This is a genomic window from Amycolatopsis anabasis (assembly GCF_009765355.1).
Classification (GTDB): Bacteria; Actinomycetota; Actinomycetes; order Mycobacteriales; family Pseudonocardiaceae; genus Amycolatopsis; species Amycolatopsis anabasis.
This window is the reverse complement of sequence record NZ_VTHK01000018.1, coordinates 139,614-162,006: the sequence shown is the minus strand read 5'-3', so window position 1 is coordinate 162,006 and position 22,393 is coordinate 139,614. Positions and strand designations below refer to the sequence as shown.

Genomic DNA, 22,393 nt, shown 5'->3' with positions numbered 1-22,393 from the left:
GGCCTTATGCCCCGGCCCGGTTACGCACCGCGCACCCCCGGCTCGCTACACTGGTCCACGGACCCCGCGCGGCGTCCACCCTGTGAACCTCCCCAGGGCCGGAAGGCAGCAAGGATAAGCAGGCTCTGGCGGGTGCGCGGGGTCCCCTATTCCGCTGCTCGCCCCTGCGGGGCTTCGCGGCGACCTTGTCTCACTGTGGGGGCGACCCCCCCCACGTTACGAGCTCCTCACCTTGGCGAGCGCTGAGCGCGTTGGACTTGGACCAGCGCCGGTTTGAATTTCCTGCGGACCAGTGGCGGTTGCCGAATCCGGAGGGGGCGCACCCAGCCTTTTGCTGTCGGGGTTGGCCGGTAGGCTCGCGGGGTGGCTCTCGCGCTGTACCGCAAGTACCGTCCGGCGACCTTCGCCGAGGTCGTCGGTCAGGAGCATGTGACCGATCCGCTGCGCACCGCGCTGGCGGCCGGGCGCATCAACCATGCCTACCTCTTCTCCGGCCCCCGCGGCTGCGGCAAGACCTCCAGTGCGCGCATCATGGCGCGCTCGCTGAACTGCGTCAAAGGGCCGACGCCGGACCCGTGCGGCGAATGCGATTCCTGCCGCGCGCTCGCGCCCGAGGGCTCGGGCAGCATCGACGTCACCGAACTCGACGCGGCCAGTCACGGTGGCGTCGACGACGCCCGCGAGCTGCGCGACCGCGCCTTCTACGCCCCGGCCGAATCGCGCTACCGCGTGTTCATCATCGACGAGGCGCACATGGTCACCACGCAGGGCTTCAACGCCCTGCTGAAGATCGTCGAGGAACCGCCCGAGCACCTCATCTTCATCTTCGCCACCACCGAGCCGGACAAGGTGCTCACCACCATCCGCTCGCGCACCCACCACTACCCGTTCCGGCTGATCCCGCCGAGCGCCATGCGCGAACTGCTGGAACGCAACGTGGCCGCCGAAGGCGTCCCGGTCGAACCCGCGGTGTACCCGCTGGTCATCCGGGCCGGTGGCGGTTCCGCCCGCGACACCCAGTCGGTGCTCGACCAGTTGCTCGCCGGGGCCGGGCCGGACGGGGTCACCTACGAGCGCGCGGTGGCGCTGCTCGGCGTCACCGACGTCGCCCTGATCGACGACATGGTCGACGGGCTGTCCGCGGACGATTCCGCGGCGGTGTTCGGCACCGTCGAGAAACTCGCCGAGGCGGGCCACGACCCGCGCCGCTTCGCGACCGACCTCCTCGACCGCCTGCGCGACCTGGTGCTGCTGCGCTCGGTGCCGGACGCGGCCGCGCGCGGCCTGGTGTCCGCGCCGGACGAGGAACTCGGCCGGATGGTCGCGCAGGCCGAGCGGATCGGCCTGGCCACGCTGTCCCGCTACGCCGAGATCATCCACAATGGACTGCTGGAGATGCGCGGCGCCACCGCGCCCCGCCTCCTGCTGGAACTGCTGTGCGCGCGGATGCTGCTGCCGTCGGCCTCGGAAAGCGAAGCCGCGGTCCTGCAACGGCTGGAGCGGCTGGAGCGCCGGGTCACCGTCGGCGGCTCCGGCGGGCAGGCCCCCGAGGCGCCCGCCGCCCCGGCGGCTCAGCCCGAGCGCGCCTTCCAGCGCCCTTCGCAGCGTGCCGCCGCGCCCGAGCCGCCCGCCCCGGCGCCGAGCCGCCCCGCGCCCGCCGAACCGAAACCCGTTGCGGCGCAACCGAAACCGGCCGCCGCCGACTGGCAGCCGGAACCCGAGCCCGCCGCGCCCCCCGAACCGTCCGCGGTCGGCGGCATCGACGCCACCGCCGTCCGCCGGGTGTGGCCGGATCTGCTCGCGGCCATCCGCAAGACCAGCCGCAGCACCGAGGCCATGCTGACCAACGCCACCGTGCAGAGCGTCGAAGGGTCGACGGTGGTGCTCGCGCACACCGCGGCCCCGCTGGCCAAGCGGCTGTCCGAGTCCCGCAACGCCGAGTTCATCGCCGGTGCGCTCCGGGAGGTGCTCGGCGGCCAGTGGCAGGTGCGCTGCGTCCACGGCAGCGGCGCCGCCGCCCCGCCCGCGAACCCGCCCGCCCCGCGCTCGGCCCCGCAGCGCCCGAGTGCTCCGGCCCCGCAAAGTCAAGCGCCCCAACGGGAAACGCCCCCGCAGCAGGAAGCGCCGCAGCGGTCGTTCCAGCGCCCGTCCTCGGCCCAGCCCGAACGCCCCCGGCCGGTGACCACCGAACCGGACATCCCGCTGCCCCCGGAACCCGAGGACGAGGAAGACCCGATCGCCCAGGACGCGGGCCCGGCGCCCCAAGCCGAACCCGCCGCCGAAATCGATCCGGACGAGGCCGCCCACCGCCTCCTCTCCGAACACCTCGGCGCCCGCCCCCTCGACAACTGACGGCCCGGGGGACCCGAAAGTGCGCGCGCTTTCGGGCTCCCGTGCGCTGGCGGGGTCGTGAGTGTTCTGGCCGGTTAGAACCGGTCTAGCCACTCACGACCCCCAATACCCGGTTCCCTTGCGCCCGCCCGCACCGGGCCCGCCCACCAGGGCGCAAGGATGACTTTGTCGGCCAAGTGCGTGAGTGGGGAGTGGTCAGCGGGCGAGGTAGCGTTCGATTCCGGCCGCGATGGCGTCGGCGTAGCGTTGCCGACCGTCCGAAGTGGACATGGCGGCGGCCTCGGTCGCGTTGCGCATGTTGCCGCATTCCACCAGTGCCGCCGGGCGCTCGGAAAGGTTCAGCCCGGCCAGATCGTCCCGCGGGGAAAGCCCGCCGCTGCCGATGTAGTTGGACGGCGTGAATCCCGCCGACCGCATCCCGTCCCGCAGCGTGTTCGCCAGCCGCGTCGACGGCTCGCCCTGGGCCGGGTTCAACGGCGGCGCCGAGTACGCCACGTGGAAACCGGTCGCACTCGCCGCGTTCGACCCGTCGGCGTGGATCGACACCACCGCCGCGGCCCCCGCCGAGTTCCCGATCGCCGCTCGCCGATCCACGCACGGCCCGACCCCGTCATCGGTATCCCGGGTGTATACAACCTGTATACCGTGTGTGGACAACGCCTGCCCGACCCGCCGGGCCACGTCGAAGGTGAACGCGTGCTCGGTGTACCCGGCGTTCGTCGCGGTCCCGGTGGTGTTGCACGGTTTGGTCCGCCCCCGCCCCGCGGGCACCGGCCGGTTGATCGCCGCGCGGTCCCGGGCGTTGCCGCCGTTGTGCCCGGGATCCAGCACCACGACCACGCCACGCGGCGCCGCTCGCGTACTGCTCGGCGGCGCCGAGGCGCTGGGCTCCGGCGGAACCGCGCCCGGTGCGGGAGTGCTGGGCGGCGGCGGTGCCGGAGCGGCCTGACACCCCGCCAGCAACACCGCACCCACCACGACCAGAAGCTTCCGCACGGTGACCACGGTGCCACAGCCGTGACGGCTAGGCTGGTAGGCACGTGCAACCGAAAGAGCGGAACCGAATCATGGTGCAACCCGGTGGCGGAATGCCCGACATGCAGGCGATCCTGCAGCAGGCCCAGCAGATGCAGCAGCAGCTGGTCGACGCGCAGGAGGAGCTCGCGCGGACCGAGGTGACCGGCACCGCGGGCGGTGGCCTGGTGACCGCGGTGGTCACCGGCGGTATGGAACTGAAGAGCCTCACCATCGACCCCAAGGTCGTCGATCCCGAGGACACCGAAACCCTCGCCGACCTGGTGGTGGCCGCCGTCCGGGACGCGACCGCGGGCGCGCAGAAACTGACCGAGGAGAAGCTCGGCCCGCTCGCCGGCGGCCTCGGCGGTGGCGGCGGCATGCCCGACCTCGGCGGCTTCGGCCTTCCCGGCGGCCTCGGTTAGCGGAGACACAATTTGTACGAGGGTGTAGTCCAGGACCTCATCGACGAGCTCGGGCGGTTGCCCGGTATCGGACCCAAAAGCGCCCAGCGGATCGCGTTCCACCTCCTCGCGGCCGATCCCGCGGACATCGGGCGGCTGCAGGACGTCCTGGGCAAGGTGAAGGAGGGCGTGCAGTTCTGCGAGATCTGCGGCAACGTCTCCGAACAGGAGACCTGCCGGATCTGCCGGGACGCGCGCCGCGATCTGAGCGTCATCTGCGTGGTCGAGGAGCCCAAGGACGTCCTCGCCGTGGAGCGCACCCGCGAGTTCAAGGGCCGCTACCACGTGCTCGGCGGCGCGCTCGACCCGTTGTCCGGCGTTGGTCCGGACCAGCTGCGCATGCGCGAACTGCTGGCCCGGATCGGCGCCGACGACGTAACCGAGGTCATCATCGCGACCGATCCGAACACCGAGGGCGAGGCGACCGCCACGTACCTGGTGCGCATGCTGCGCGACTTCCCCGGGCTCACCGTGACCCGGCTGGCCTCGGGCCTCCCGATGGGCGGCGACCTCGAGTTCGCCGACGAGCTCACCCTGGGCCGCGCCCTCTCCGGCCGCCGCGCCCTCTGAACACCCCGAGACCTGTCATGAGGGGACCCCTCCGGACAAAATTCGTCAGGAGGGGTCCCCTCATGACAGACGAACTCGTCGACCAGGTGCTCGCCGCGCCCGCGCGGCTCGGTGGGGTCCGGGTGCTGGCGATCGACGGGCCCTCCGGCGCCGGGAAGTCGACGTATGCGGGGGAAGTGGTCGAGGAGTTCCGGCGGCGGGGTGTCCGCACCGGACTCGTGTCCACCGACGACTTCGCCACCTGGGACGACCCGGTCGCCTGGTGGCCACGGCTGGTGGACGGCGTCCTCGAACCCCTGGAACACGGCACCGCGGGCAGTTACCGGGTAATGGACTGGACCACCGGCGAGCCCCGGCTGGGCGCGCGCAAAACCGTCCAGGTGCCCGAAGTGCTCGTGCTGGAAGGGGTTTCCGCCGGGCGGGCCTCGGTCCGGCGGCATCTCGCACACCTCTGCTGGATCGACGGGCCGTCCCCGGAAGCCCGGCTGGAGCGGGCCGTGCGGCGTGACGGGGAGCCCAGCAGGAATGCCTTGGAAAGCTGGCAGAAGTTCGAACGGGGCTGGTTCGCGGTGGATTGCCCCGCGCAGCACGCCGATACCTCATTCGGAGTAGCGGTAGTCCGCTAGGAGCCCTAGCGGTGCCAAATTCGGCTACGGTTCGTGATTATTTACCGACACTGTGCGGTGACATCAGCGTCCACGTAGCGCGATCGTAACCTCACGTGCTTAAGTGCGGGGCGACTTCAGGCTAGTGTCGGCGACCACACCCGCCGATCGTGGACTTCCTGACCGATCGGCCGGTACGCAAACCGAACATCTCACAAGGGGTGCCAAATGCTCCAAAAGCGGGTGGCTCGAACGCGCCGCATCGCCCTGATCGGGCTTGCCGGCGCGCTTGCGGTCTCCATGTCCGCCTGTGCCCAGTCCGACCGCGACTCGGGCGGGGGCGCCGCCGGGGGAACGATGATCTTCGGCGCCGCCGGCAACCCGAAGATGTTCGACCCGATCTTCAACGACGAGGGCGAGACCTTCCGGATCGTCCGGCAGATGTACGACACGCTCCTGATGAACAAGCCCGGCACCGCCGAGGTCGTCGGCGCGCTGGCCGAGAAGTGGGAGCCGAGCAACGACAACAAGACCTGGACCTTCACCCTGCGCAAGGGGGTCAAGTTCCACGACGGCACCCCGTTCAACGCCGCCGCGGTCTGCTTCAACTTCGATCGCTGGTTCAACATGAAGGGCCAGGCCGCCCAGAGCCAGATGATCTACTACGGCGACGTCTTCGAGGGCTTCGCCGCCAACGAGGGCGACACCAAGGGCCAGCCGGTCTACAAGAACTGCGAGGCCAAGGACGAGTCCACCGCGGTCCTCAACCTGAACAAGGCCAAGGGCGCCTTCCCGGCCGCGCTCACCCTGCCCTCGTTCTCCATGTCCAGCCCGGACGCGCTGAAGAAGTACAACGCCGACCAGGTCACCCAGTCCGGCGACTCCTTCGCCTACAGCGACTACGCGAACCTGCACCCGACCGGCACCGGCCCGTTCAAGTTCGCCGGGTACGACCAGGGCAAGGGCGAGATCACCCTGGTCCGCAACGAGGACCACTGGGAGAAGGCCAAGCTGGAGAAGCTGGTCTTCAAGGTCGTCCCGGACGAGAACGCGCGCAAGCAGTCGCTCAAGTCCGGTGACATCGACGGCTACGACTACCCGGCGCCCGCCGACTACCAGCTGCTGCGCAACGACGGCCAGAACGTGCTGATCCGCCCGTCGTTCAACATCCTGTACCTGGGCATCAACCAGAAGGGCAACCCGAAGCTCCAGGACATCAAGGTGCGCCAGGCCCTGGCCTACGGCATCAACCGCGAGCAGTTCGTCAAGGGCAAGCTCGCCGAGGGCTCCGAGGTCGCGACCGAGTTCGTGCCGAAGGTCATCGACGGCTACACCGACGACGTCACCAAGTACCCGTACGACCCGGAGAAGGCCAAGCAGCTGCTCGCCGAGGCCGGGGCCACCGGGCTGACCCTGAAGTTCTACTACCCGACCGAGGTCACCCGGCCGTACCTGCCGGACCCGGCCAGCGCCTTCACCTCGATCTCCGAGGACCTGAAGAAGATCGGCGTCAACATCGAGCCGATCGCCAAGCCGTGGAACGGTGGCTACAAGGACGACGTGCAGAAGTCCGGGAAGCAGGACATCCACCTGCTCGGCTGGACCGGTGACTACAACGACGCCGGCAACTTCATCGGCACGTTCTTCGGCCGGGAGAAGCCGGAGTTCGGGTTCAACAACCCCGAGCTGTTCAAGGCGCTGGCCGACGCCGACGCCGCCGCGCCGGGTCAGCCGCACGCCGCGGCCTACCAGCAGGCCAACAAGAAGGTCATGGAATACCTGCCCGCGATCCCGATCGCGTACCCGACCCCCGCGCTGGTGGTCGGTCCGAAGATCAAGGGCATGGTGCCGAGCCCGCTCACCGATGAGCGGTTCAACACCGTGAGCAAGGGATAGCCCGGGCTGAGTAGCCGAGCAGGGGGCAGGCGCACCTCGCCTGCCCCCTGCCCCGCCACCTGAGGGCTTTTAGCAAGGGAATTCCATGCTCCGATTCATCGTGCGCCGGCTGCTACAAGCGATTCCGACGCTGCTGATCCTGTCCGTCCTGGTGTTCGCCTGGTTGCGTTCGCTGCCCGGGGGTCCGGCCGGCGCCCTGCTCGGCGACAAGGCCACCCCGCAGAAGGTCGCGGAACTCAACCACATCCTCGGCCTCGATCAGCCGATCTTCATCCAGTACTTCAAATTCCTCGGCCGCGTGTTCACCGGCGACTTCGGCAACTCGCTGGCCTCGACCCAGCCGGTCCTGTCCGAGATCGGTTTCGCGCTGCCCGCCACCATCGAACTCTCGGTGATGGCGCTGATCTTCGCGGTCGGCCTCGGCATCCCGCTGGGCTACCTGGCCGCCCGGTTCCGCGGCCGCTCCCTGGACAACCTGACCATTCTCGGCACGCTCGTCGGCGTCGCGGTCCCGGTGTTCTTCCTCGGGTACGTGCTCAAGTACGTGTTCGCGCAGGACCTCGCGCTGTTCCCGGCCTCCGGGCGGCAGGCGGCGGGTCTGGACGCCACCACGGTCACCCATTTCGCGGTGCTGGACGGCATTCTCACCCAGGAATGGGACGCCGCCTGGGACGCGCTCTGGCATCTGATCCTGCCGGCGCTCACCCTGGCCACCATCCCGCTCGCGGTGATCGTGCGGATCACCCGGGCCTCGGTGCTGGACGTGCTGGACGAGGACTTCATCCGCACCGCCCGGTCCAAGGGCCTGGGCCAGCCGACGATCCGCCGTCGGCACGTGCTGCGCAACGCGCTGCTCCCGGTGTCGACCACGATCGGCCTGCAGACCGGGTTGCTGCTCGGCGGCGCGGTGCTGACCGAACGGGTCTTCAACTTCCGCGGCATCGGATTTTTGCTGGCCGAAGGGATCGACCGCCGGGACTACCCGCGACTGCAGGCACTCGTCCTGCTCGGCGCGGTGGTGTACGTCCTGGTCAACATGCTGGTCGACATCTCCTACGGCCTCATCGACCCGAGGGTGCGTGTCCGATGAGCAGTCTTCTCACCCGCCGCAAGGAAAAGATCGACGACCTGGCCGCCTCGGCCGGGACCAGCCTTGCCGCGCAAGCGTTCCGCCGGATGTCCCGCAACCCGGTCGCCATCACCGGCGCGGTCATCATCGGCCTGTTCGTCCTGCTGGCGATCTTCGCGCCGTGGCTCGCGCCGAAGGACCCCTACGAGCGCTACCTGGCCGACCAGGTCCAGCTCGGCGCGGGCATCATTCCCGGCCCGCAGGCCGGATTCCCGCTCGGCGTGGACGTCGACGGCCGGGACATGCTCTCCCGCATGATCATCGGCTCCCAGCAGACGCTGGTGGTCGGCGTGATGGCCACGCTGATCGGGCTGGCCATCGGGATGCTGATCGGCGGGCTCGCCGGGGCGTTCGGCGGCTGGGTCGACACCGTGCTCATGCGGTTCGTCGACGTCATGCTGTCCATCCCGAGCCTGCTGCTGGCCATCTCGATCGCCGCGCTGGCCGCGAAACCGAGCCAGTGGACGGTGATCATCGCGGTCGCCATGATCACCGTGCCGATCTTCGCCCGCCTGCTGCGCGGTTCGATGCTCGCGCAGAGATCCAGCGACCACGTGCTCGCCGCGACCGCGCTCGGCGTCAAGCGGCACACGGTCGTGTTGCGGCACATGCTGCCCAACTCGCTCGGCCCGGTGATCGTGCAGGCCACGCTGACCCTGGCCACGTCGATCATCGAGGCGGCCGCGCTGTCGTTCCTCGGCCTCGGCGACCCGGACCCGAGCCGCGCGGAATGGGGCCTGATGCTGGGCAACGCGGCCCGCTCGTTCCTGGACATCCGGTTCGAGCTCGCGCTGTACCCGGCGATCGCGATCATCCTGGTGGCACTGGGTTTCACACTGCTGGGCGAATCCATGCGCGAATCCCTCGACCCGAAGAACAGGCGGTGAGCTGAAATGGCACTGCTCGAAGTGCGCGACCTCAGCGTCGTGTTCAAACGCCGTGGCGAGAAGGCGTTCACCGCGGTGGACGGGGTGAGTTTCGACGTCGAACCCGGCCAGACGGTCGGGCTGGTCGGCGAATCCGGCTGCGGGAAATCGGTCACCTCGCTGGCGATCATGGGCCTGCTCCCGGCCCGGGGCGCCCAGGTCACCGGTTCCGTGAAGTTCGAGGGCGAGGACCTGCTTTCCTTGTCCGACAAGGAAATGCGCGATCGCCGTGGCCGCGAGCTGGGCATGGTGTTCCAGGACCCGCTGTCCTCGCTGAACCCGGTCATCCCGATCGGGCTGCAGGTCACCGAGGTGCTGGAGCGCCACCGCGGGATGACCCGCAAGGCGGCCACCGCCGAGGCGATCACCCTGCTGAACAAGGTCGGCATCCCGGACCCGGCACGCCGGATTTCGGAGTACCCGCACCAGATCTCCGGCGGGATGCGCCAGCGCGCGCTGATCGCCATCGCGCTCGCCTGCCGCCCGCGGCTGCTCATCGCGGACGAGCCGACCACCGCGCTGGACGTGACCATCCAGGCGCAGATCCTGAACCTGCTGTCCGAACTGGTCGCGGGCACGGACACCGCGCTGATCATGATCACGCACGACCTCGGCGTGGTCGCCGGGCTGTGCGACCAGGTGAACGTGATGTACGGCGGCCGGATCGTGGAACGCGCCGAGCGGCACGAGTTGTTCGCCCGTTCCCGGCACCCGTACACCCACGGGCTGCTCGCGTCGATCCCGCGGCTGGACGCGCCGCGGGGGGAGAAACTGGTGCCGATCAAGGGATCCGTCGCGGACAACATCCCGTGGACCGGTGGTTGCGCGTTCGCGCCGCGGTGCCCGAACGCGCTGGATGTCTGCCGCCAGGAGTCGCCGGAACTCGTGCCGGACGGCGGTGGCATGCTGCGCTGCCACAACCCGGTCGAACCGGCCGCCGCGGTGAAGGAGGGGGCAGGGGCGTGACCGAGGAACAGAAGTCCACAAAGGACGTGCTGGTGTCCGTCGAGGACATCAAGGTGCACTTCCCGATCAAGCGCGGGATCATCCTGGACCGGACCGTCGGCCACGTCTACGCGGTCGACGGGGTGGACCTGGAGATCCGGCGCGGCGAGACCTACGGCCTGGTCGGCGAATCCGGCTGCGGCAAGACCACGCTGGGCCGGGGCCTGCTGCGGCTGGTCGAGCCGACCGGCGGGCGGGTCGTGTTCGACGGCATCGACCTGTCCACGCTGAAAGGCGAGGAACTGCGCCGGATGCGCCGCCGCATGCAGATGGTGTTCCAGGATCCGCTGTCCAGTTTGGACCCGCGCCAGTCGGTGGAGTCCATTCTGGTCGAGGGCATGCGGGCGCACGGCCTGGACCTGAACAAGGAGCAGACCCGGAAACGGCTCAACGAGTTGCTTTCCGCGGTCGGCCTGCCGGAAACCGTGCTGCGGAAGTATCCGCACGAGTTCTCCGGCGGCCAGCGCCAGCGGATCGGGATCGCCCGCGCGCTCGCGGTCGAACCGGATCTGATCGTGGCCGACGAACCGGTGTCCGCGCTGGACGTGTCGGTGCAGGCCCAGGTGATCAACCTGCTCGAGGAACTGCAGGACGAGTTCGGGCTGACCTACCTGGTCATCGCGCACGACCTGGCCGTGGTGCGGCACATCTCGGACCGGATCGGCGTGATGTACCTGGGCTCGATGGTCGAGGAAGCCGATTCGGACACCCTCTACGAGGAGCCGCTGCACCCGTACACCCGCGCGCTGCTTTCGGCGATCCCGGTGCCGGACCCGGAGGTCGAGGACTCGCGCGAGCAGATCCTGCTCGCCGGGGACCTGCCCTCCCCGGCCCGGCCGCCGAGCGGTTGCCGGTTCCACACCCGCTGCCCGTGGCGGCAGGAGACCCGGTGCGACGACGAGCGGCCCGCGCTGCGCGAGATCGGCTCCGGGCACCGGGTGGCGTGCCACTACGCGGAGCAGATCCGGGACGGCCTGATCAAACCGCACGAGGTCACCGCGGAACTGGTCGCGGCCGACGGCGGCCTCGACCTGGACGCCGTGCCCGCGGGCGCGTCCTCGGTGGAGGAACTGCTGGAAAGCTGACCCCCGCACCAACGCCCTCCGCACGAACGGTCCGTTCATGCGGCTAGGGGGACCCCTTGATTCAACGGTAGCGCGTGGCACCGACATTTCCGGGGGCCAGGCTGGCTTCGCGGGACTCCGGTGAGGTGGCCGGGTGTTGGGGGTCGTGAGTGTTTGGACCGGTTCTAACCGGCTGGAACACTCACGACCCAGCACTTGGTTCCCTTACTTGACCGGCCTGAACACTCACGACCCCGACGGCGTGGTTTCCGCCGGTCGGCAGGTGCGCGCGGGCCGCCGACACGGCAGGATCGAGGCGGGTCGGCGGTGCGCAGGGGCTCCGCCACTGGCTGGCGGGGGAGACGCGCATGCTGGTCACCGTGCTCGGCGCTTCGGGGCGCACCGGGATTCACGTCGTCCGCCTGCTGATGCGCCACGGGCATACCGTGCGTGCCGGGTTGCGCAGCCGCGACCGCGGCGCGGAGGTCGCCCGCTTCGGCGCGACGCCGGTGCTCGCGGACCTGGCCTCGGGCGCCGACGCGCTGCTCGAGGCGTTCACCGGCGCTGACGCGGTGATCAACACAGCGGGCGCGGCCGATCCCGATCCGTCCGCGGTGAACCTGGTTGACCGCGACGGTTCGATCGCCGCCGTCGAGGCAGCCGAGCGCGCGGGCGTGCCCCGGTTCGTCCAGCTCTCCGCGCAGTTCGCCGACGCTCCGGACCAGGGCGACCGGCTGGTCCGGTCGATCCTGCTGGCGAAGCAGGTCTCCGACATCGCGCTCCAGCGGTCCAGCCTGATCTGGACGCTGGTGCGCCCCGGCACCCTGACCGACGAGCCGCCGACCGGCCGCGTCCGCATCGCCGGGCACCTCGAACCCGGCCGCGTGCCCCGCCCGGACGTGGCCGCGGTGCTGGCCGCCTCGCTGCACGAACCGCGTACCGAGAACCGCGGATTCGACGTGGTCACCGGCGAAATTCCGGTCAGCAGCGCACTCGCCTCGGTTAGCTGAGCCCGCCCTTTCCTGCGATACCCTGCGACAAAGCCGGTAACTTCAATAAACCGGACATCGGGGACAACGGCGCAGCAAGGGGCAGGAATTGCACATCGACCAATGGCTGGAAACGATTCCGCCACTCTCGGTGTATCTCATCGTGGGCCTGGTGATCGGGTGCGAAAGCCTCGGCATCCCGCTGCCCGGTGAGATCGTGCTGGTCAGCGCCGCTTTGCTGGCCTCCCAGCACGGTGGCCTGAGCCCGCTGTGGATCGGGATCTGCGCCAGCGGCGGCGCCATTGTCGGCGACAGCATCGGGTACCTCATCGGCCGCAAGGGCGGCCATCGGCTGTTCGCCTGGGCGGGCCGGAAATTCCCCAAACATTTCGGCCCGAAACATATCGGCAAGGCCCGCGCGCTGTTCGAAAAACGCGGGGTATGGGCGGTGTTCTTCGGCCGGTTCATCGCGTTGCTGCGCATTCTCGCGGGTCCGCTCGCGGGATCCCTGCACATGCCGTACGGCCGGTTCCTGGTCGCCAACGCGCTCGGCGGGATCGTCTGGGCGGGCGGCACCACGGCGGCCGTGTACTACCTCGGCGTGGTGGCCGAGAAGTGGTTGTCCCGGTTCTCCTGGATCGGCTTGCTCGTCGCCGTGGCCGTGGGTTTGGTGGTCACCCTCGTGGTCAAGAAGCGCATGGCTCCCCGCGAGGACGAGGACGAGCCCGCCGCCGGGGAAACCGCCGAAGCCCGCCGCTGAAGCGAGCCCAGGAGGACGCCGCCGACCACGACCAGCCCGGCGAGGATTTCGATCAGCGTCGGCCGCTCGTCCAGGAACAGGTACGCGGTCGACATCCCGACCACCGGCACCAGCAAGGAGAACGGCGCCACGACCCCGGCCGGGTTGCGGTTCATCAGGGTCGTCCAGATCCCGGATCCGGCGATCGTCCCGATCAGCACCACGTAGACCAGCCCGGCGATCCCGATCCATCCCTGCTGCATACCGATTGTATACAAGGAGTGCCACTGCGCCGCCGGTCCTTCGACCACCAGCGACAGCGCGAACATCGGCAGCGGCGGCACCACCGACATCCAGAGCGTGAAGTGCAGCGCGTTCGCCGGTTTCGCCTGCCGCGAGCTGAGGTTGCCGACCGCCCAGCTCAGCGCGCCGAGCAGGGTGAGCACCACGGGAAGCAGGGCCGCGTGGTCGGCCTGCTGCCAGGCGATGACCGCCATCCCGCCGACCGCGAGCAGGATGCCGACGAGCTGTCGCGGTGAGACCCTTTCCTTCAGCAGCACCGCGCCGAGCAGCACGGTGAACGGCGCGGATGCCTGGAGCACGAGCGAAGCGAGCCCGGTCGGCATGCCGTTGTCCAGCGCGATGAACAGGAACGCGAACTGGAGCGTGCCGAACCCGAGCCCGTACCCGATCAGCCAGCGGATCTTCACCCCCGGCCACGGCACGAAGAGGATGGTCGGGATCGCGATCACCGCGAACCGCAGTGCGGCGGCGAACAGCGGCGGGAACTGCCCGAGCATCGCGTGGATGGCGAGGAAGTTGCAGCCCCAGAGGACGGCGACGAGCACGGCCAGCAGGCGATCGCGGGTGGGCATGCCTCCACTCTGGGGGAGTCGATCGTGAAGGACCAGCGAGAAAACCTGCAAGGATCTTGTAGCTGAGCTTCACATAGGATGGTCGGGTGGACATCGGACGGCTGCGCACCCTGCGCGAGTTCGCCGACCGCGGCAGCGTCACCGCCGCGGCCCAGGCCCTGCACTGCACGCCGTCGGCGGTGTCCCAGCAGTTGCGCGCGCTGCAGGCGGAGGTCGGCCTCCAGCTCACCGAACCCGCGGGCCGCGGCCTGCGGCTCACGGATGCCGGTCGTGCACTGGTCGTCCGCGCCGACGAGGTCCTCGCCGCCCTCGAACGTGCGGAGTCCGAATTGGACACTTACCGCAGCGCACCGAAGGGCCGCGTCCGCGTGGCCATATTTCCGTCCGGCGCGTTGATGCTGCTCCCCGGCCTGCTCGCCCGCCTGGCCGAATTCGGCGAACTCGAGGTGGACATCCGGGATATCGACATGACCCCGCCGGAGGTCCCCGGCCTGGTCGCGGATTTCGACGTGGTGGTCACCCACCGCGACGAGCACGCGGAACCGTTCCCCGCCGATCGCCTGGAAGTCGTGCACCTGCTGCGCGAACCCCTCGATGTCGCCCTGCCGCCGGGTCACCACCTGGCCGACCACGACCGCATCGACCTCACCGAACTCGCCAGCGAACGCTGGATCGGCGTCGACGTCGGCTTCCCGGTGGACGACGTGCTGCGCTCGCTGGCCATTCGCACCGGCGTGCGCCCGCAGGTGGTGCACCGGATCAATGATTTCCGGATCATCGAGGCCCTGGTCGCCCACGGCCACGGCATCGCGCTGCTCCCGCGCTACGCGATCAAGAACGCGGACCTGCTGGTCCGCCGCCCCCTCGCCGGAATCCGCGCCGCGAGGCATGTGGAAGCGGTGCTCCGCACCGGCTCCTCTGCCCGCCCCGCCGTGGCGACGGTATTGGCGGCCCTTCAGGCGGAAGCCGCCGCGGTCACCCCTTCATGCGACTGACGAACACTCCCCACGCACTCGGTTCGATCTCTAACCACCCACCCGCCGGATCCTTCGAATCCCGCACCGCCACCGCATCCGCGATGGCGGTGACCTCGACACAATCCCCGTTGGGATTGATGCTGTAGGTGCTCTTGCGCCAGCCCACTTCGACGCAGTCGCCGTTGGGGTTGTCGCTGTAGCTGCTCTTGTGCCAGGTCAGTCCGGTCCGTTCGCGGGTGGGCATAGGGTCGAGGCCTCCACTCGATCGAAGGTGCTTGCTCGGTGAGCAATCCACCCCCGCGATTGTGCCTCTTTCAGGGCATACCGAGCGAGCACCGCCAGAACCTCGCGGTAGGAGGCGAGATCCTCGCGCTTCTCCAAGAACAGCGTCGCGACATGGGTTTCCGTGTATACAGCCGGTGGATGCTCGGCATACCTCATATAGCCGAACATCGGGCCCAGCGCACCCATGGGCCCAGCCTCATCCAGAACCACTCGAATGGAGCAGCGCGGCAGCGAATCCGCGAATACCAGATGGAGAAGCTGCTCATTCATCAGACCAGGACTGCCCACCACCATGTTGAGTGCGCGCTCGTGGATGAAGAAGGTGCATTCCGGCCCATGCAGCCCGCGCAACAACTTTTGCCGGGCAAGCCTTGCTTGCACTCGCAGTTCGATCTCTTCTGGCGAGAACTTCGTGCTCCATTTGAAGAGTTCCCGCATGTACTGCTCGGTCTGCAAGAGCCCCGGCACGGTCAGCGGGTGGTAGCTGGCGATCGAGCTGGCGGTGGTCTCCGCCACGATCAGCGATCGCAACTCCTGCGGCATATCCGGCCTGTGCGGGCGAACCCAGTAGTCGGTTTCGGGCTCGCGGGCGAGTTGCAGCATTCGTTTGAAATCCTCGCGGACCACTTGCCCGAAGGAGGCCAAGTAGGTCGCAACGTCCACATCGGACGTTCGGAACTTTCCCAGCTCCACCCTGGACAGCTTGCTCTTCGGCCAGGCGAGCTTGTCGGCCATCTTGATGGTGGACAGGTCGGTCGTCGTCTCGCGCAGTTGTCTCAAGAAGTAGCCGATTTCGCGGCCTCGCGCGGTCGACTCGAACGGTGTGGTCCTCATGACACGCCACGGTAGAGCGGCGGGTCGGCGGGGTGGAGTCACCGCGCGGACCTTCACCGCAAAGGATGCGCGTGTTCTCCACCCCGAAACCAAGCCAGCCCGCGAGTTCAACACTCAGGTAAGCGAGTTGCACGTTCGGGTAGGCGAATTGCACACCGGAGGCAGCTTCCGGGCCTGAGCTGAGGCTCGGGGGCGTGGGCCGCCCCCCGGGATCCGTGCGTGGAGGTGCGGTTCGCGTGCCCGAATGTGTATTTCGCTTGCGCGAACGTGCAATTCGCTTGCCCGAGCGTGGATTTCGTCGACCGGAAAGGGGATTCGCGCGGAGTCGTCCGCTCGCATACCGCGCGTTCTGCCCGCGCGGTATGCGAGCGGGACACGACTACCGGTGCGAGCGGTTCACCGCGGACACCACCGCGCGCAGGGACGCCGTCACGATCGACGGGTCGATGCCGATGCCCCAGAACACCCGGTCGCCGATGGCGCACTCGATGTACGAGGCCGCCTTCGCGTCGTCGCCCGGGGTGAGCGTGTGCTCGCTGTAGTCCAGGAGCCGCAAGTCGAAGCCCACAGTGGACAGTGCGTCGAAGAACGAGGCGATCGGCCCGTTGCCGGTGCCGGTGATGTCGTGCTCGTCGCCGTCCACCCGGACCGTCGCGGCGATCGCGTACTCGCCGCCGCCGTTGTCGGTCACGTGCTGGCGCACCAGCTCCAGCGGGACCCGCGGCTCCAGGTACTCCGCGGCGAACGCGTTCCACATGGTCGCCGGGTCGACCTCGCCGCCCGCGGTGTCCGTGTGCCGCTGGATGACCTGCGAGAACTCGATCTGCAGGCGCCGCGGCAGGTCGAGCTGGTGCTCGCTCTTCATGATGTAGGCCACGCCGCCCTTGCCGGACTGCGAGTTCACCCGGATCACGGCCTCGTAGTTCCGGCCGACGTCCTTCGGGTCGATCGGCAGGTACGGCACCTCCCACGGGTACTCGGAAATCGGCACCCCGGCTTTGTCCGCCTCGCGCTGCAGCGCGTCCAGGCCCTTGTTGATCGCGTCCTGGTGGCTGCCCGAGAACGCGGTGAACACCAGGTCCCCGCCCCACGGGCTGCGCTCGTGCACCGGCAGCTGGTTGCAGTACTCGACGGTCCGCTTGATCTCGTCCATGTCCGAGAAGTCGATCTGCGGGTCGATGCCCTGGCTGTACAGGTTCATGCCCAGCGCGACCAGGTCGACGTTCCCGGTGCGCTCGCCGTTGCCGAACAGGCAGCCCTCGATCCGGTCCGCACCCGCCTGGTAGCCCAGTTCGGCGGCGGCGACCCCGGTGCCGCGGTCGTTGTGCGGGTGCAGCGACAGGATCACCCCGTCCCGGCGCTCCAGGTTCCGGTTCATCCATTCGATGGAATCCGCGTACACGTTCGAGGTGGCCATCTCGACCGTGGCCGGGAGGTTCAGGATCACCGGGCGGTCCGGGGTCGGCTGCCAGATGTCGGTGACCGCGTTGCACACCTCGGCGGCGTAGCTCAACTCGGTGCCGGTGTAGGACTCCGGCGAGTACTGGAAGCGGAAGTCGGTGTCGGAGTACTTCGCGGCGTACTCGACCACCAGGTCGGCGGCCTGCAGGGCGATCTTCTTGATCCCCTCGCGCTCCTCGCGGAACACCACCCGGCGCTGCAGGATCGAGGTCGAGTTGTAGATGTGCACGATCGCGCGCGGGGCGCCCTCCAGCGCCTGGAACGTGCGTTCGATCAGCTCGGGGCGGCACTGGGTCAGCACCTGGATGTGCACGTCGTCCGGGATCGCGCCCTCGTCGATGATCTCGCGGACGAAGTCGAAGTCGGTCTGGCTCGCGGCCGGGAAGCCGACCTCGATCTCCTTGTACCCCATCCGCACCAGCAGGTCGAAGAACTTGCGCTTGCGGGCCGGGGACATCGGGTCGATCAGGGCCTGGTTGCCGTCGCGCAGGTCGACCGCGCACCACAGCGGCGCGCGCTCGATGCGGCGGTCCGGCCAGGTGCGGTCGGGCAGTTCGATGTTCTCGACGAGCTGGTACCAGGGGCGGTAGCGGTGCACCGGCATCGAGGTGCCGCGCTGGGGGTTCCAGGCGGCCTGGCCGTCGGGGGCGGGCCGCGACGGCGTGCGGATGCGGCTGGTCGCAGCGGGCGATACGTCCGAAGTGGTCATGCTGGGAAGGTCTCCTGCCAGGGAAAGGGTCGGCTGTCGACCGGCGGCATCACGAAGCCCCGCGACGGGGGGCCGGTCCGATCAGGCCCCGTCGCGGCAGCGAAGCAGGAGAGCGCGTGCCACGTCACCCACTTTAACCACGCATCCCCGCGATGGGAAACCCAGCGTCGCGATCGAACTGTTACGTGCGCTGGTCCTCCCGGGTTACTCGCCCGTAGCATTCGGGTGCAAGACGTGCCAGACTGCCCGGCATGGGCGAACACGCCGAGAGAACTGACAAGAAAAACCGGGATGACGCCACGCAGGCGCTCCCGCCGGTCACGTCCTCGTCGAAGAGTCCCGAGGAAGATCGGGAGCCGCCCCGCACCAGCAGGCGCGCCGCGGCCGTGGACTGGCGGGCGTTCGCCGGCAAGGTGGCCGTCTTCCTGGCCTCGCTGGTCCGCTGGGTCGGCCTGATCTTCGCCGCCATCCTCGTGCTGCACGTGATCTTCGTGATCGGCGAGGCGAACACCGAGAACGGGATCGTGTCCTGGATCTCCAGCTGGGCGGACGGGCTGTCGATCGGGTTCAAGGACCTGTTCACCCCGGACGACGTCAAGCTCCGGGTGCTGGTGAACTACGGCATCGCCGCGCTGTTCTGGCTCATCGTGTCGGCCATCCTGGCGCGCATCATCCGCCGGGTCGGCGGCGCGACCTCCTAGCGGATCTCCGCGTCCACTAGGTTGCTCAGGGTGCAGAGTGCGTTACGCGTGTGGGCGCGGCCCGAGGTGCTGATCGTCGGCCGGTCCAGTCACACCACCGGCCAGGGCGACCTGCGGTACCGCGCGATGGCCGCGGGCGGCCTCGGGGTGCTCGCCGGGGAGGCGGGCGAGCGGGTCGTGTTCGAGGTGTGCGCGGCCGAGTCGCTGATCGGCCGCGTGCTCGCCGAGCTGCCGGAGCTCGGGCCGGTGCCGTGCGAGGCCCGGCCGATGGCCGACGACGTGGTGGACCCGATGCGCGAGTTCCTGTCCTGGCCGATCGAGCGGTTCGGCAGCTTCGAGCTGTCGGTGCGCGGGCAGGACGGCCAGCTCACCGATCGCGGCGGGGTGCAGTTCTTCGACACCGCCGAGGGCCGGTTCATGGTGACCACGACCGTGCGGCCCGACGGGAGCAGGCAGCGCACGTTCGTCCCGGCCGACGGCTCCGACATCGAACGCTGGCTCTCCGACCAGACCACTGAGGCCCTCGCCCGCTGAGCGGGCGACTCGAATTTCGATCTCGCGCCAATCGGGACCACGCGACTCGATGACGAAAGTCTTTAGCCTCGCGCAGGACTTTCGGCGGCGAATTGCCCGCCGGGTACGGCATTCGGCGCAGAAAGTGCTGCCACTTTCGGGCTGGGCAATTCCGGAAGTCCGGGTCAGAAGGCGGGATTGGTCCACGAATCGGTGAACGCGAAATCGGCGAGCGGCAGCCGGGAACGGGGCGCGAGTTCGCGGGCGACACCGCGTTCGTCGCCCAGAACCTCCGCCGGGGCCTGCGCGCCGACGGCGATCGCGACCTTCGGCACCGCATCGTCCGGCAGGGCGAATTCGGCGCGCACGGCGTCCGCGCTGAACCCGGCCATCTGGTGCGCGGCCAGGCCTTCGGCCACCGCCTGCAGCACCAGGTTCTGGCTCGCCAGGCCGAGTCCGTACTCCGCATAGGGGATTTCCCCCTTCTCGTTGCGGGTCACCATTACGCCGATCAGCAGCACCGCGGCCCGGTGCGCCCAGGCCTGGTTGCCCGGGTTGAGCGTGCCCAGGATGCGTTCGAACGTGCCGTCGCCGCGGCGGCCCACGAGGTAGCGGGCGGGTTGCGTGTTGCCGAACGACGGCGCCCAGCGGGCGGCTTCCAGCAACGCGCGCACTGTGCGGTCACTCACCGCCGCGCCCTCGTCGAATGCTCGCGGGCTCCAGCGTTCGGCGATGGTGTTTTCCACCGGGACGCTGGTCTCGGCGGGCTTGCGTGGTAACTCGGCCATCGCCGCATAATGCCAGGCAACGATTACGCCGGAAGTGGTCGGGACCACACAAAGGGGTGGCCGTTTGACGCGCCCCCGGTAGGCTTCACCGCAAAAGTGGGACGCGGGGGCTCTCGGACTCGCGAGGGCCGACCTCGTTCCGGCTAGGAGGTTCGGGCGAAGTGGCGCTCGTAGTCCAGAAGTACGGCGGTTCGTCGTTGGAGAGCGCTGACCGGATCAAGCGCGTGGCCGAACGGATCGTCGCGACGAAGAAGGCCGGCAACGATGTCGTGGTGGTCTGCTCCGCGATGGGTGATACCACCGACGAATTGCTGGATCTCGCCGAACAGGTGAATCCGGTGCCGCCCGAGCGGGAAATGGACATGCTGCTCACCGCGGGTGAGCGCATCTCCAACGCGCTGGTCGCGATGGCGATCTCGTCGCTCGGCGCCGAAGCGTGGTCGTTCACCGGTTCGCAGGCCGGGGTGGTGACGACCTCGGTGCACGGCAACGCGCGGATCATCGACGTCACGCCGAGCCGGGTCACCGAGGCGCTGGAACAGGGGTATGTGGCGCTGGTGGCCGGTTTCCAGGGCGTCGCGCAGGACACCAAGGACATCACCACGCTCGGCCGCGGTGGTTCGGACACCACCGCGGTGGCGCTGGCCGCCGCGCTGAACGCCGACGTGTGCGAGATCTATTCCGATGTGGACGGTGTGTACACCGCCGATCCCCGGATCGTCTCCAACGCGCGCAAGCTGGACACGATCCCGTACGAGGAGATGCTGGAGCTGGCCGCGAGCGGGTCGAAGATCCTGCACCTGCGTTCGGTCGAGTACGCGCGCCGTTATGGCGTACCGATTCGCGTCCGTTCGTCCTACAGCGACAAGCCGGGCACCACCGTCGCCGGCTCGATTGAGGAGATCCCCGTGGAACAAGCGCTGATCACCGGTGTGGCGCACGACCGATCCGAAGCCAAGATCACGGTGACCGGGGTGCCGGACCACGCCGGCGCCGCGGCCCGGATCTTCCGCGTGGTCGCGGACGCCGAGATCGACATCGACATGGTGCTGCAGAACATCTCCAGCACCGAGTCCGGGCGCACCGACATCACGTTCACGCTGTCCAAGGCCAACGGGCCGAAGGCGGTGGAGGAACTGGAGAAGATCAAGGACGACATCGGGTTCACCTCCGTCCTCTACGACGACCACGTGGGCAAGGTCTCCCTGGTGGGCGCGGGAATGCGGTCGCACCCCGGGGTCACCGCCACGTTCTGCGAGGCGCTCGCCCAGTCGGGCGTGAACATCGAGATCATCAACACCTCGGAGATCCGGATCTCGGTCCTGATCCGGGACGCGCAGCTGGACGACGCGGTGCGCGCGATCCACGAGGCATTCGAACTCGGCGGCGATGAAGAGGCCGTCGTCTACGCGGGGAGTGGTCGCTGATGGCACCAACACTGGCTCTGGTCGGCGCGACCGGCGCGGTCGGCACCGTCATGATCGACATCATCAACGGCCGGGAAACCGTGCCGTGGGGCGAGATCCGGCTCATCGCGTCGCCGCGTTCGGCCGGGAAGAAGATCACCGTGCGGGGTGAGGAGCTGACCGTCGTCGCGCTGTCGCCGGAGGCGTTCGACGGGGTGGACGTGGCGATGTTCGACGTCCCGGACGAGATCTCCGCCGAATGGGCGCCGATCGCCGCCGCGCGCGGCGCGGTGGCGGTGGACAACTCCGGCGCGTTCCGGATGGACGACCAGGTGCCGCTGGTGGTGCCCGAGGTCAACGCGGACTCCGTCGCCGACCGTCCGAAGGGGATCATCGCGAACCCGAACTGCACCACGCTGTCGATGATGGCGGCGCTGGGCGCGCTGCACCGCGAGTTCGAGCTGACCGAGCTGGTGGTCGCCTCCTACCAGGCGGCTTCCGGCGCCGGTCAGGGCGGCATCGACCGCCTCTACGCGGAGCTGGACGCGACCGCGGGCAAGGGGCTCGGCGCGCGCGCCGGGGACGTCCGCGAAGCGCTCGAGGCCGCCGGTCTGTCCCTTTCGGACAGTCCGTTCGCCGGTACGCCGCTGGCGTTCAACGTGGTGCCGTCCGCGGGCTCGTACAAGGGCGACGGCTGGTTCTCCGAAGAACTCAAGGTGCGCAACGAATCCCGCAAGATCCTCGGCATCCCGGGGCTGAAGGTCTCGGCGACCTGCGTGCGGGTGCCGGTGGTGACCACGCATTCGCTCGCCGTGCACGCGACGTTCGCGCGCGAGGTGACGGTGGAGGCGGCGCACAAGGTGTTCACCGCGCAGCCGTCGATCGTGCTGGTCGACGACCCGGAGAACGGGAAGTTCCCGACGCCCGCCGATGTCGTCGGCGGCGACCCGACGTATGTGGGCCGGGTGCGCCAGGCGCTGGACTTCCCGAACACCCTGGACTTCTTCGTCTGCGGCGACAATCTCCGCAAGGGCGCCGCGCTCAACACCTACGAGGTCGCCGAGCAGCTGGCTCCCGAGTTCGCCTAGGCC

General features: G+C 69.1%; 21 protein-coding genes, 1 other RNA gene and 1 pseudogene. 17 read left to right on the top strand and 6 right to left on the bottom strand.

Annotation, left to right across the window (positions count from 1 at the left end):
• Positions 1–56: 56 nt before the first annotated feature.
• Both ffs and FXO23_RS24065 read left to right on the top strand, forming a co-directional pair.
• Positions 57–151: signal recognition particle sRNA small type (gene ffs / locus FXO23_RS24070), an RNA gene on the top strand.
• 212 nt (positions 152–363) lie between these two features.
• Positions 364–2,352 (top strand): DNA polymerase III subunit gamma and tau, encoded by a 1,989-nt coding sequence (locus FXO23_RS24065; RefSeq protein WP_158887659.1) that lies wholly within the window; start codon positions 364–366, stop codon positions 2,350–2,352.
• A gap of 195 nt (positions 2,353–2,547) precedes the next feature.
• On the opposite strand, the gene FXO23_RS24060 is transcribed toward FXO23_RS24065, so the two are convergent.
• Positions 2,548–3,357, bottom strand: a complete 810-nt coding sequence (locus FXO23_RS24060; protein WP_158887658.1) for an N-acetylmuramoyl-L-alanine amidase — start codon at positions 3,355–3,357, stop codon at positions 2,548–2,550.
• Positions 3,358–3,419: 62 nt separating this feature from the next.
• Here FXO23_RS24060 and FXO23_RS24055 point away from each other — a divergent pair, with 62 nt between their 5' ends.
• The 10 genes and pseudogenes from FXO23_RS24055 to FXO23_RS24010 all read left to right on the top strand — a co-directional run.
• Positions 3,420–3,791, top strand: coding sequence for a YbaB/EbfC family nucleoid-associated protein (locus FXO23_RS24055; RefSeq protein WP_158887657.1), 372 nt, complete (start codon positions 3,420–3,422; stop codon positions 3,789–3,791).
• Positions 3,792–3,803: 12 nt separating this feature from the next.
• Positions 3,804–4,400 (top strand): recombination mediator RecR, encoded by a 597-nt coding sequence (recR, locus tag FXO23_RS24050; protein ID WP_158887656.1) that lies wholly within the window; start codon positions 3,804–3,806, stop codon positions 4,398–4,400.
• A 62-nt stretch (positions 4,401–4,462) separates the two neighbouring features.
• Positions 4,463–5,026 carry a uridine kinase family protein gene (locus FXO23_RS24045; RefSeq protein WP_158887655.1) on the top strand — a complete coding sequence of 188 codons (564 nt, stop codon included), beginning with the start codon at positions 4,463–4,465 and terminating at the stop codon, positions 5,024–5,026.
• A 207-nt stretch (positions 5,027–5,233) separates the two neighbouring features.
• Complete coding sequence (locus FXO23_RS24040) at positions 5,234–6,901, top strand: ABC transporter substrate-binding protein (RefSeq protein WP_179956858.1); 1,668 nt, start codon at positions 5,234–5,236, stop codon at positions 6,899–6,901.
• Positions 6,902–6,986: 85 nt separating this feature from the next.
• A complete protein-coding gene (locus tag FXO23_RS24035) occupies positions 6,987–7,991 on the top strand; it encodes an ABC transporter permease (RefSeq protein ID WP_158887654.1) in 1,005 nt (334 codons plus the stop codon).
• Positions 7,988–8,917, top strand: a complete 930-nt coding sequence (locus tag FXO23_RS24030; protein WP_158887653.1) for an ABC transporter permease — start codon at positions 7,988–7,990, stop codon at positions 8,915–8,917. The genes FXO23_RS24035 and FXO23_RS24030 overlap by 4 nt, the downstream gene beginning before the upstream one ends.
• A gap of 6 nt (positions 8,918–8,923) precedes the next feature.
• Positions 8,924–9,922, top strand: a complete 999-nt coding sequence (locus FXO23_RS24025) for an ABC transporter ATP-binding protein (RefSeq protein ID WP_158887652.1) — start codon at positions 8,924–8,926, stop codon at positions 9,920–9,922.
• Complete coding sequence (locus FXO23_RS24020) at positions 9,919–11,046, top strand: ABC transporter ATP-binding protein (protein ID WP_158887651.1); 1,128 nt, start codon at positions 9,919–9,921, stop codon at positions 11,044–11,046. Before FXO23_RS24025 ends, FXO23_RS24020 begins: the two co-directional genes overlap by 4 nt.
• 347 nt (positions 11,047–11,393) lie before the next feature.
• Positions 11,394–12,035, top strand: coding sequence for an SDR family oxidoreductase (locus FXO23_RS24015; protein ID WP_158887650.1), 642 nt, complete (start codon positions 11,394–11,396; stop codon positions 12,033–12,035).
• A 130-nt stretch (positions 12,036–12,165) separates the two neighbouring features.
• A pseudogene (locus FXO23_RS24010) lies at positions 12,166–12,591 on the top strand (DedA family protein); the annotation flags it as partial.
• Between the two features lie 14 nt (positions 12,592–12,605).
• On the opposite strand, the gene FXO23_RS24005 reads toward FXO23_RS24010, so the two are convergent.
• Positions 12,606–13,628 carry an EamA family transporter gene (locus FXO23_RS24005; protein WP_158887649.1) on the bottom strand — a complete coding sequence of 341 codons (1,023 nt, stop codon included), beginning with the start codon at positions 13,626–13,628 and terminating at the stop codon, positions 12,606–12,608.
• Between the two features lie 86 nt (positions 13,629–13,714).
• Here FXO23_RS24005 and FXO23_RS24000 point away from each other — a divergent pair, with 86 nt between their 5' ends.
• Positions 13,715–14,623: a LysR family transcriptional regulator gene (locus FXO23_RS24000; RefSeq protein ID WP_158887648.1), complete on the top strand. Its 909-nt coding sequence runs from the start codon at positions 13,715–13,717 to the stop codon at positions 14,621–14,623.
• Here FXO23_RS24000 and FXO23_RS23995 read toward each other — a convergent pair.
• The 3 genes from FXO23_RS23995 to leuA form a co-directional block, all read right to left on the bottom strand.
• Positions 14,604–14,849 carry a DUF397 domain-containing protein gene (locus tag FXO23_RS23995; protein WP_158887647.1) on the bottom strand — a complete coding sequence of 82 codons (246 nt, stop codon included), beginning with the start codon at positions 14,847–14,849 and terminating at the stop codon, positions 14,604–14,606. The two genes, FXO23_RS24000 and FXO23_RS23995, sit on opposite strands and share 20 nt — an antisense overlap.
• Positions 14,822–15,724 (bottom strand): DUF5753 domain-containing protein, encoded by a 903-nt coding sequence (locus FXO23_RS23990; RefSeq protein WP_158887646.1) that lies wholly within the window; start codon positions 15,722–15,724, stop codon positions 14,822–14,824. The genes FXO23_RS23995 and FXO23_RS23990 overlap by 28 nt, the downstream gene beginning before the upstream one ends.
• Positions 15,725–16,103: 379 nt before the next feature.
• Positions 16,104–17,894, bottom strand: a complete 1,791-nt coding sequence (gene leuA / locus FXO23_RS23985) for a 2-isopropylmalate synthase (RefSeq protein WP_179956857.1) — start codon at positions 17,892–17,894, stop codon at positions 16,104–16,106.
• 251 nt (positions 17,895–18,145) lie between these two features.
• On the opposite strand from leuA, the gene FXO23_RS23980 reads away from it, so the two are divergent.
• On the top strand, positions 18,146–18,595 hold the full coding sequence (locus tag FXO23_RS23980) for a hypothetical protein (protein ID WP_158887645.1): 450 nt from the start codon (positions 18,146–18,148) through the stop codon (positions 18,593–18,595).
• Positions 18,596–18,625: 30 nt separating this feature from the next.
• On the top strand, positions 18,626–19,129 hold the full coding sequence (locus tag FXO23_RS23975; RefSeq protein ID WP_158887644.1) for an ESX secretion-associated protein EspG: 504 nt from the start codon (positions 18,626–18,628) through the stop codon (positions 19,127–19,129).
• 164 nt (positions 19,130–19,293) lie between these two features.
• On the opposite strand, the gene FXO23_RS23970 is transcribed toward FXO23_RS23975, so the two are convergent.
• Positions 19,294–19,896, bottom strand: a complete 603-nt coding sequence (locus FXO23_RS23970; protein ID WP_158887643.1) for a nitroreductase family protein — start codon at positions 19,894–19,896, stop codon at positions 19,294–19,296.
• A 161-nt stretch (positions 19,897–20,057) separates the two neighbouring features.
• Between FXO23_RS23970 and FXO23_RS23965 the strand changes: the two genes are divergently transcribed.
• The gene (locus tag FXO23_RS23965; RefSeq protein ID WP_158887642.1) at positions 20,058–21,323 is read left to right on the top strand and encodes an aspartate kinase; all 1,266 of its coding nucleotides are present in this window, start codon (positions 20,058–20,060) and stop codon (positions 21,321–21,323) included.
• Complete coding sequence (locus FXO23_RS23960; RefSeq protein ID WP_158887641.1) at positions 21,323–22,390, top strand: aspartate-semialdehyde dehydrogenase; 1,068 nt, start codon at positions 21,323–21,325, stop codon at positions 22,388–22,390. The genes FXO23_RS23965 and FXO23_RS23960 overlap by 1 nt, the downstream gene beginning before the upstream one ends.
• The last annotated feature ends 3 nt before the right edge of the window (positions 22,391–22,393 follow it).

Excerpts from the sequence above, each read along its gene's own strand:
- FXO23_RS24055 (WP_158887657.1), top strand. The coding sequence starts at position 3,420 with ATGGTGCAACCCGGTGGCGGAATGCCCGACATGCAGGCGATCCTGCAG.
- FXO23_RS24045 (WP_158887655.1), top strand. The coding sequence starts at position 4,463 with ATGACAGACGAACTCGTCGACCAGGTGCTCGCCGCGCCCGCGCGGCTC.
- FXO23_RS24040 (WP_179956858.1), top strand. The coding sequence starts at position 5,234 with ATGCTCCAAAAGCGGGTGGCTCGAACGCGCCGCATCGCCCTGATCGGG.
- FXO23_RS24035 (WP_158887654.1), top strand. The coding sequence starts at position 6,987 with ATGCTCCGATTCATCGTGCGCCGGCTGCTACAAGCGATTCCGACGCTG.
- FXO23_RS24030 (WP_158887653.1), top strand. The coding sequence starts at position 7,988 with ATGAGCAGTCTTCTCACCCGCCGCAAGGAAAAGATCGACGACCTGGCC.
- FXO23_RS24025 (WP_158887652.1), top strand. The coding sequence starts at position 8,924 with ATGGCACTGCTCGAAGTGCGCGACCTCAGCGTCGTGTTCAAACGCCGT.
- FXO23_RS24015 (WP_158887650.1), top strand. The coding sequence starts at position 11,394 with ATGCTGGTCACCGTGCTCGGCGCTTCGGGGCGCACCGGGATTCACGTC.
- FXO23_RS24005 (WP_158887649.1), bottom strand. The coding sequence starts at position 13,628 with ATGCCCACCCGCGATCGCCTGCTGGCCGTGCTCGTCGCCGTCCTCTGG.
- FXO23_RS23995 (WP_158887647.1), bottom strand. The coding sequence starts at position 14,849 with ATGCCCACCCGCGAACGGACCGGACTGACCTGGCACAAGAGCAGCTAC.
- FXO23_RS23990 (WP_158887646.1), bottom strand. The coding sequence starts at position 15,724 with ATGAGGACCACACCGTTCGAGTCGACCGCGCGAGGCCGCGAAATCGGC.
- leuA (WP_179956857.1), bottom strand. The coding sequence starts at position 17,894 with ATGACCACTTCGGACGTATCGCCCGCTGCGACCAGCCGCATCCGCACG.
- FXO23_RS23980 (WP_158887645.1), top strand. The coding sequence starts at position 18,146 with ATGGGCGAACACGCCGAGAGAACTGACAAGAAAAACCGGGATGACGCC.
- FXO23_RS23970 (WP_158887643.1), bottom strand. The coding sequence starts at position 19,896 with ATGGCCGAGTTACCACGCAAGCCCGCCGAGACCAGCGTCCCGGTGGAA.
- FXO23_RS23960 (WP_158887641.1), top strand. The coding sequence starts at position 21,323 with ATGGCACCAACACTGGCTCTGGTCGGCGCGACCGGCGCGGTCGGCACC.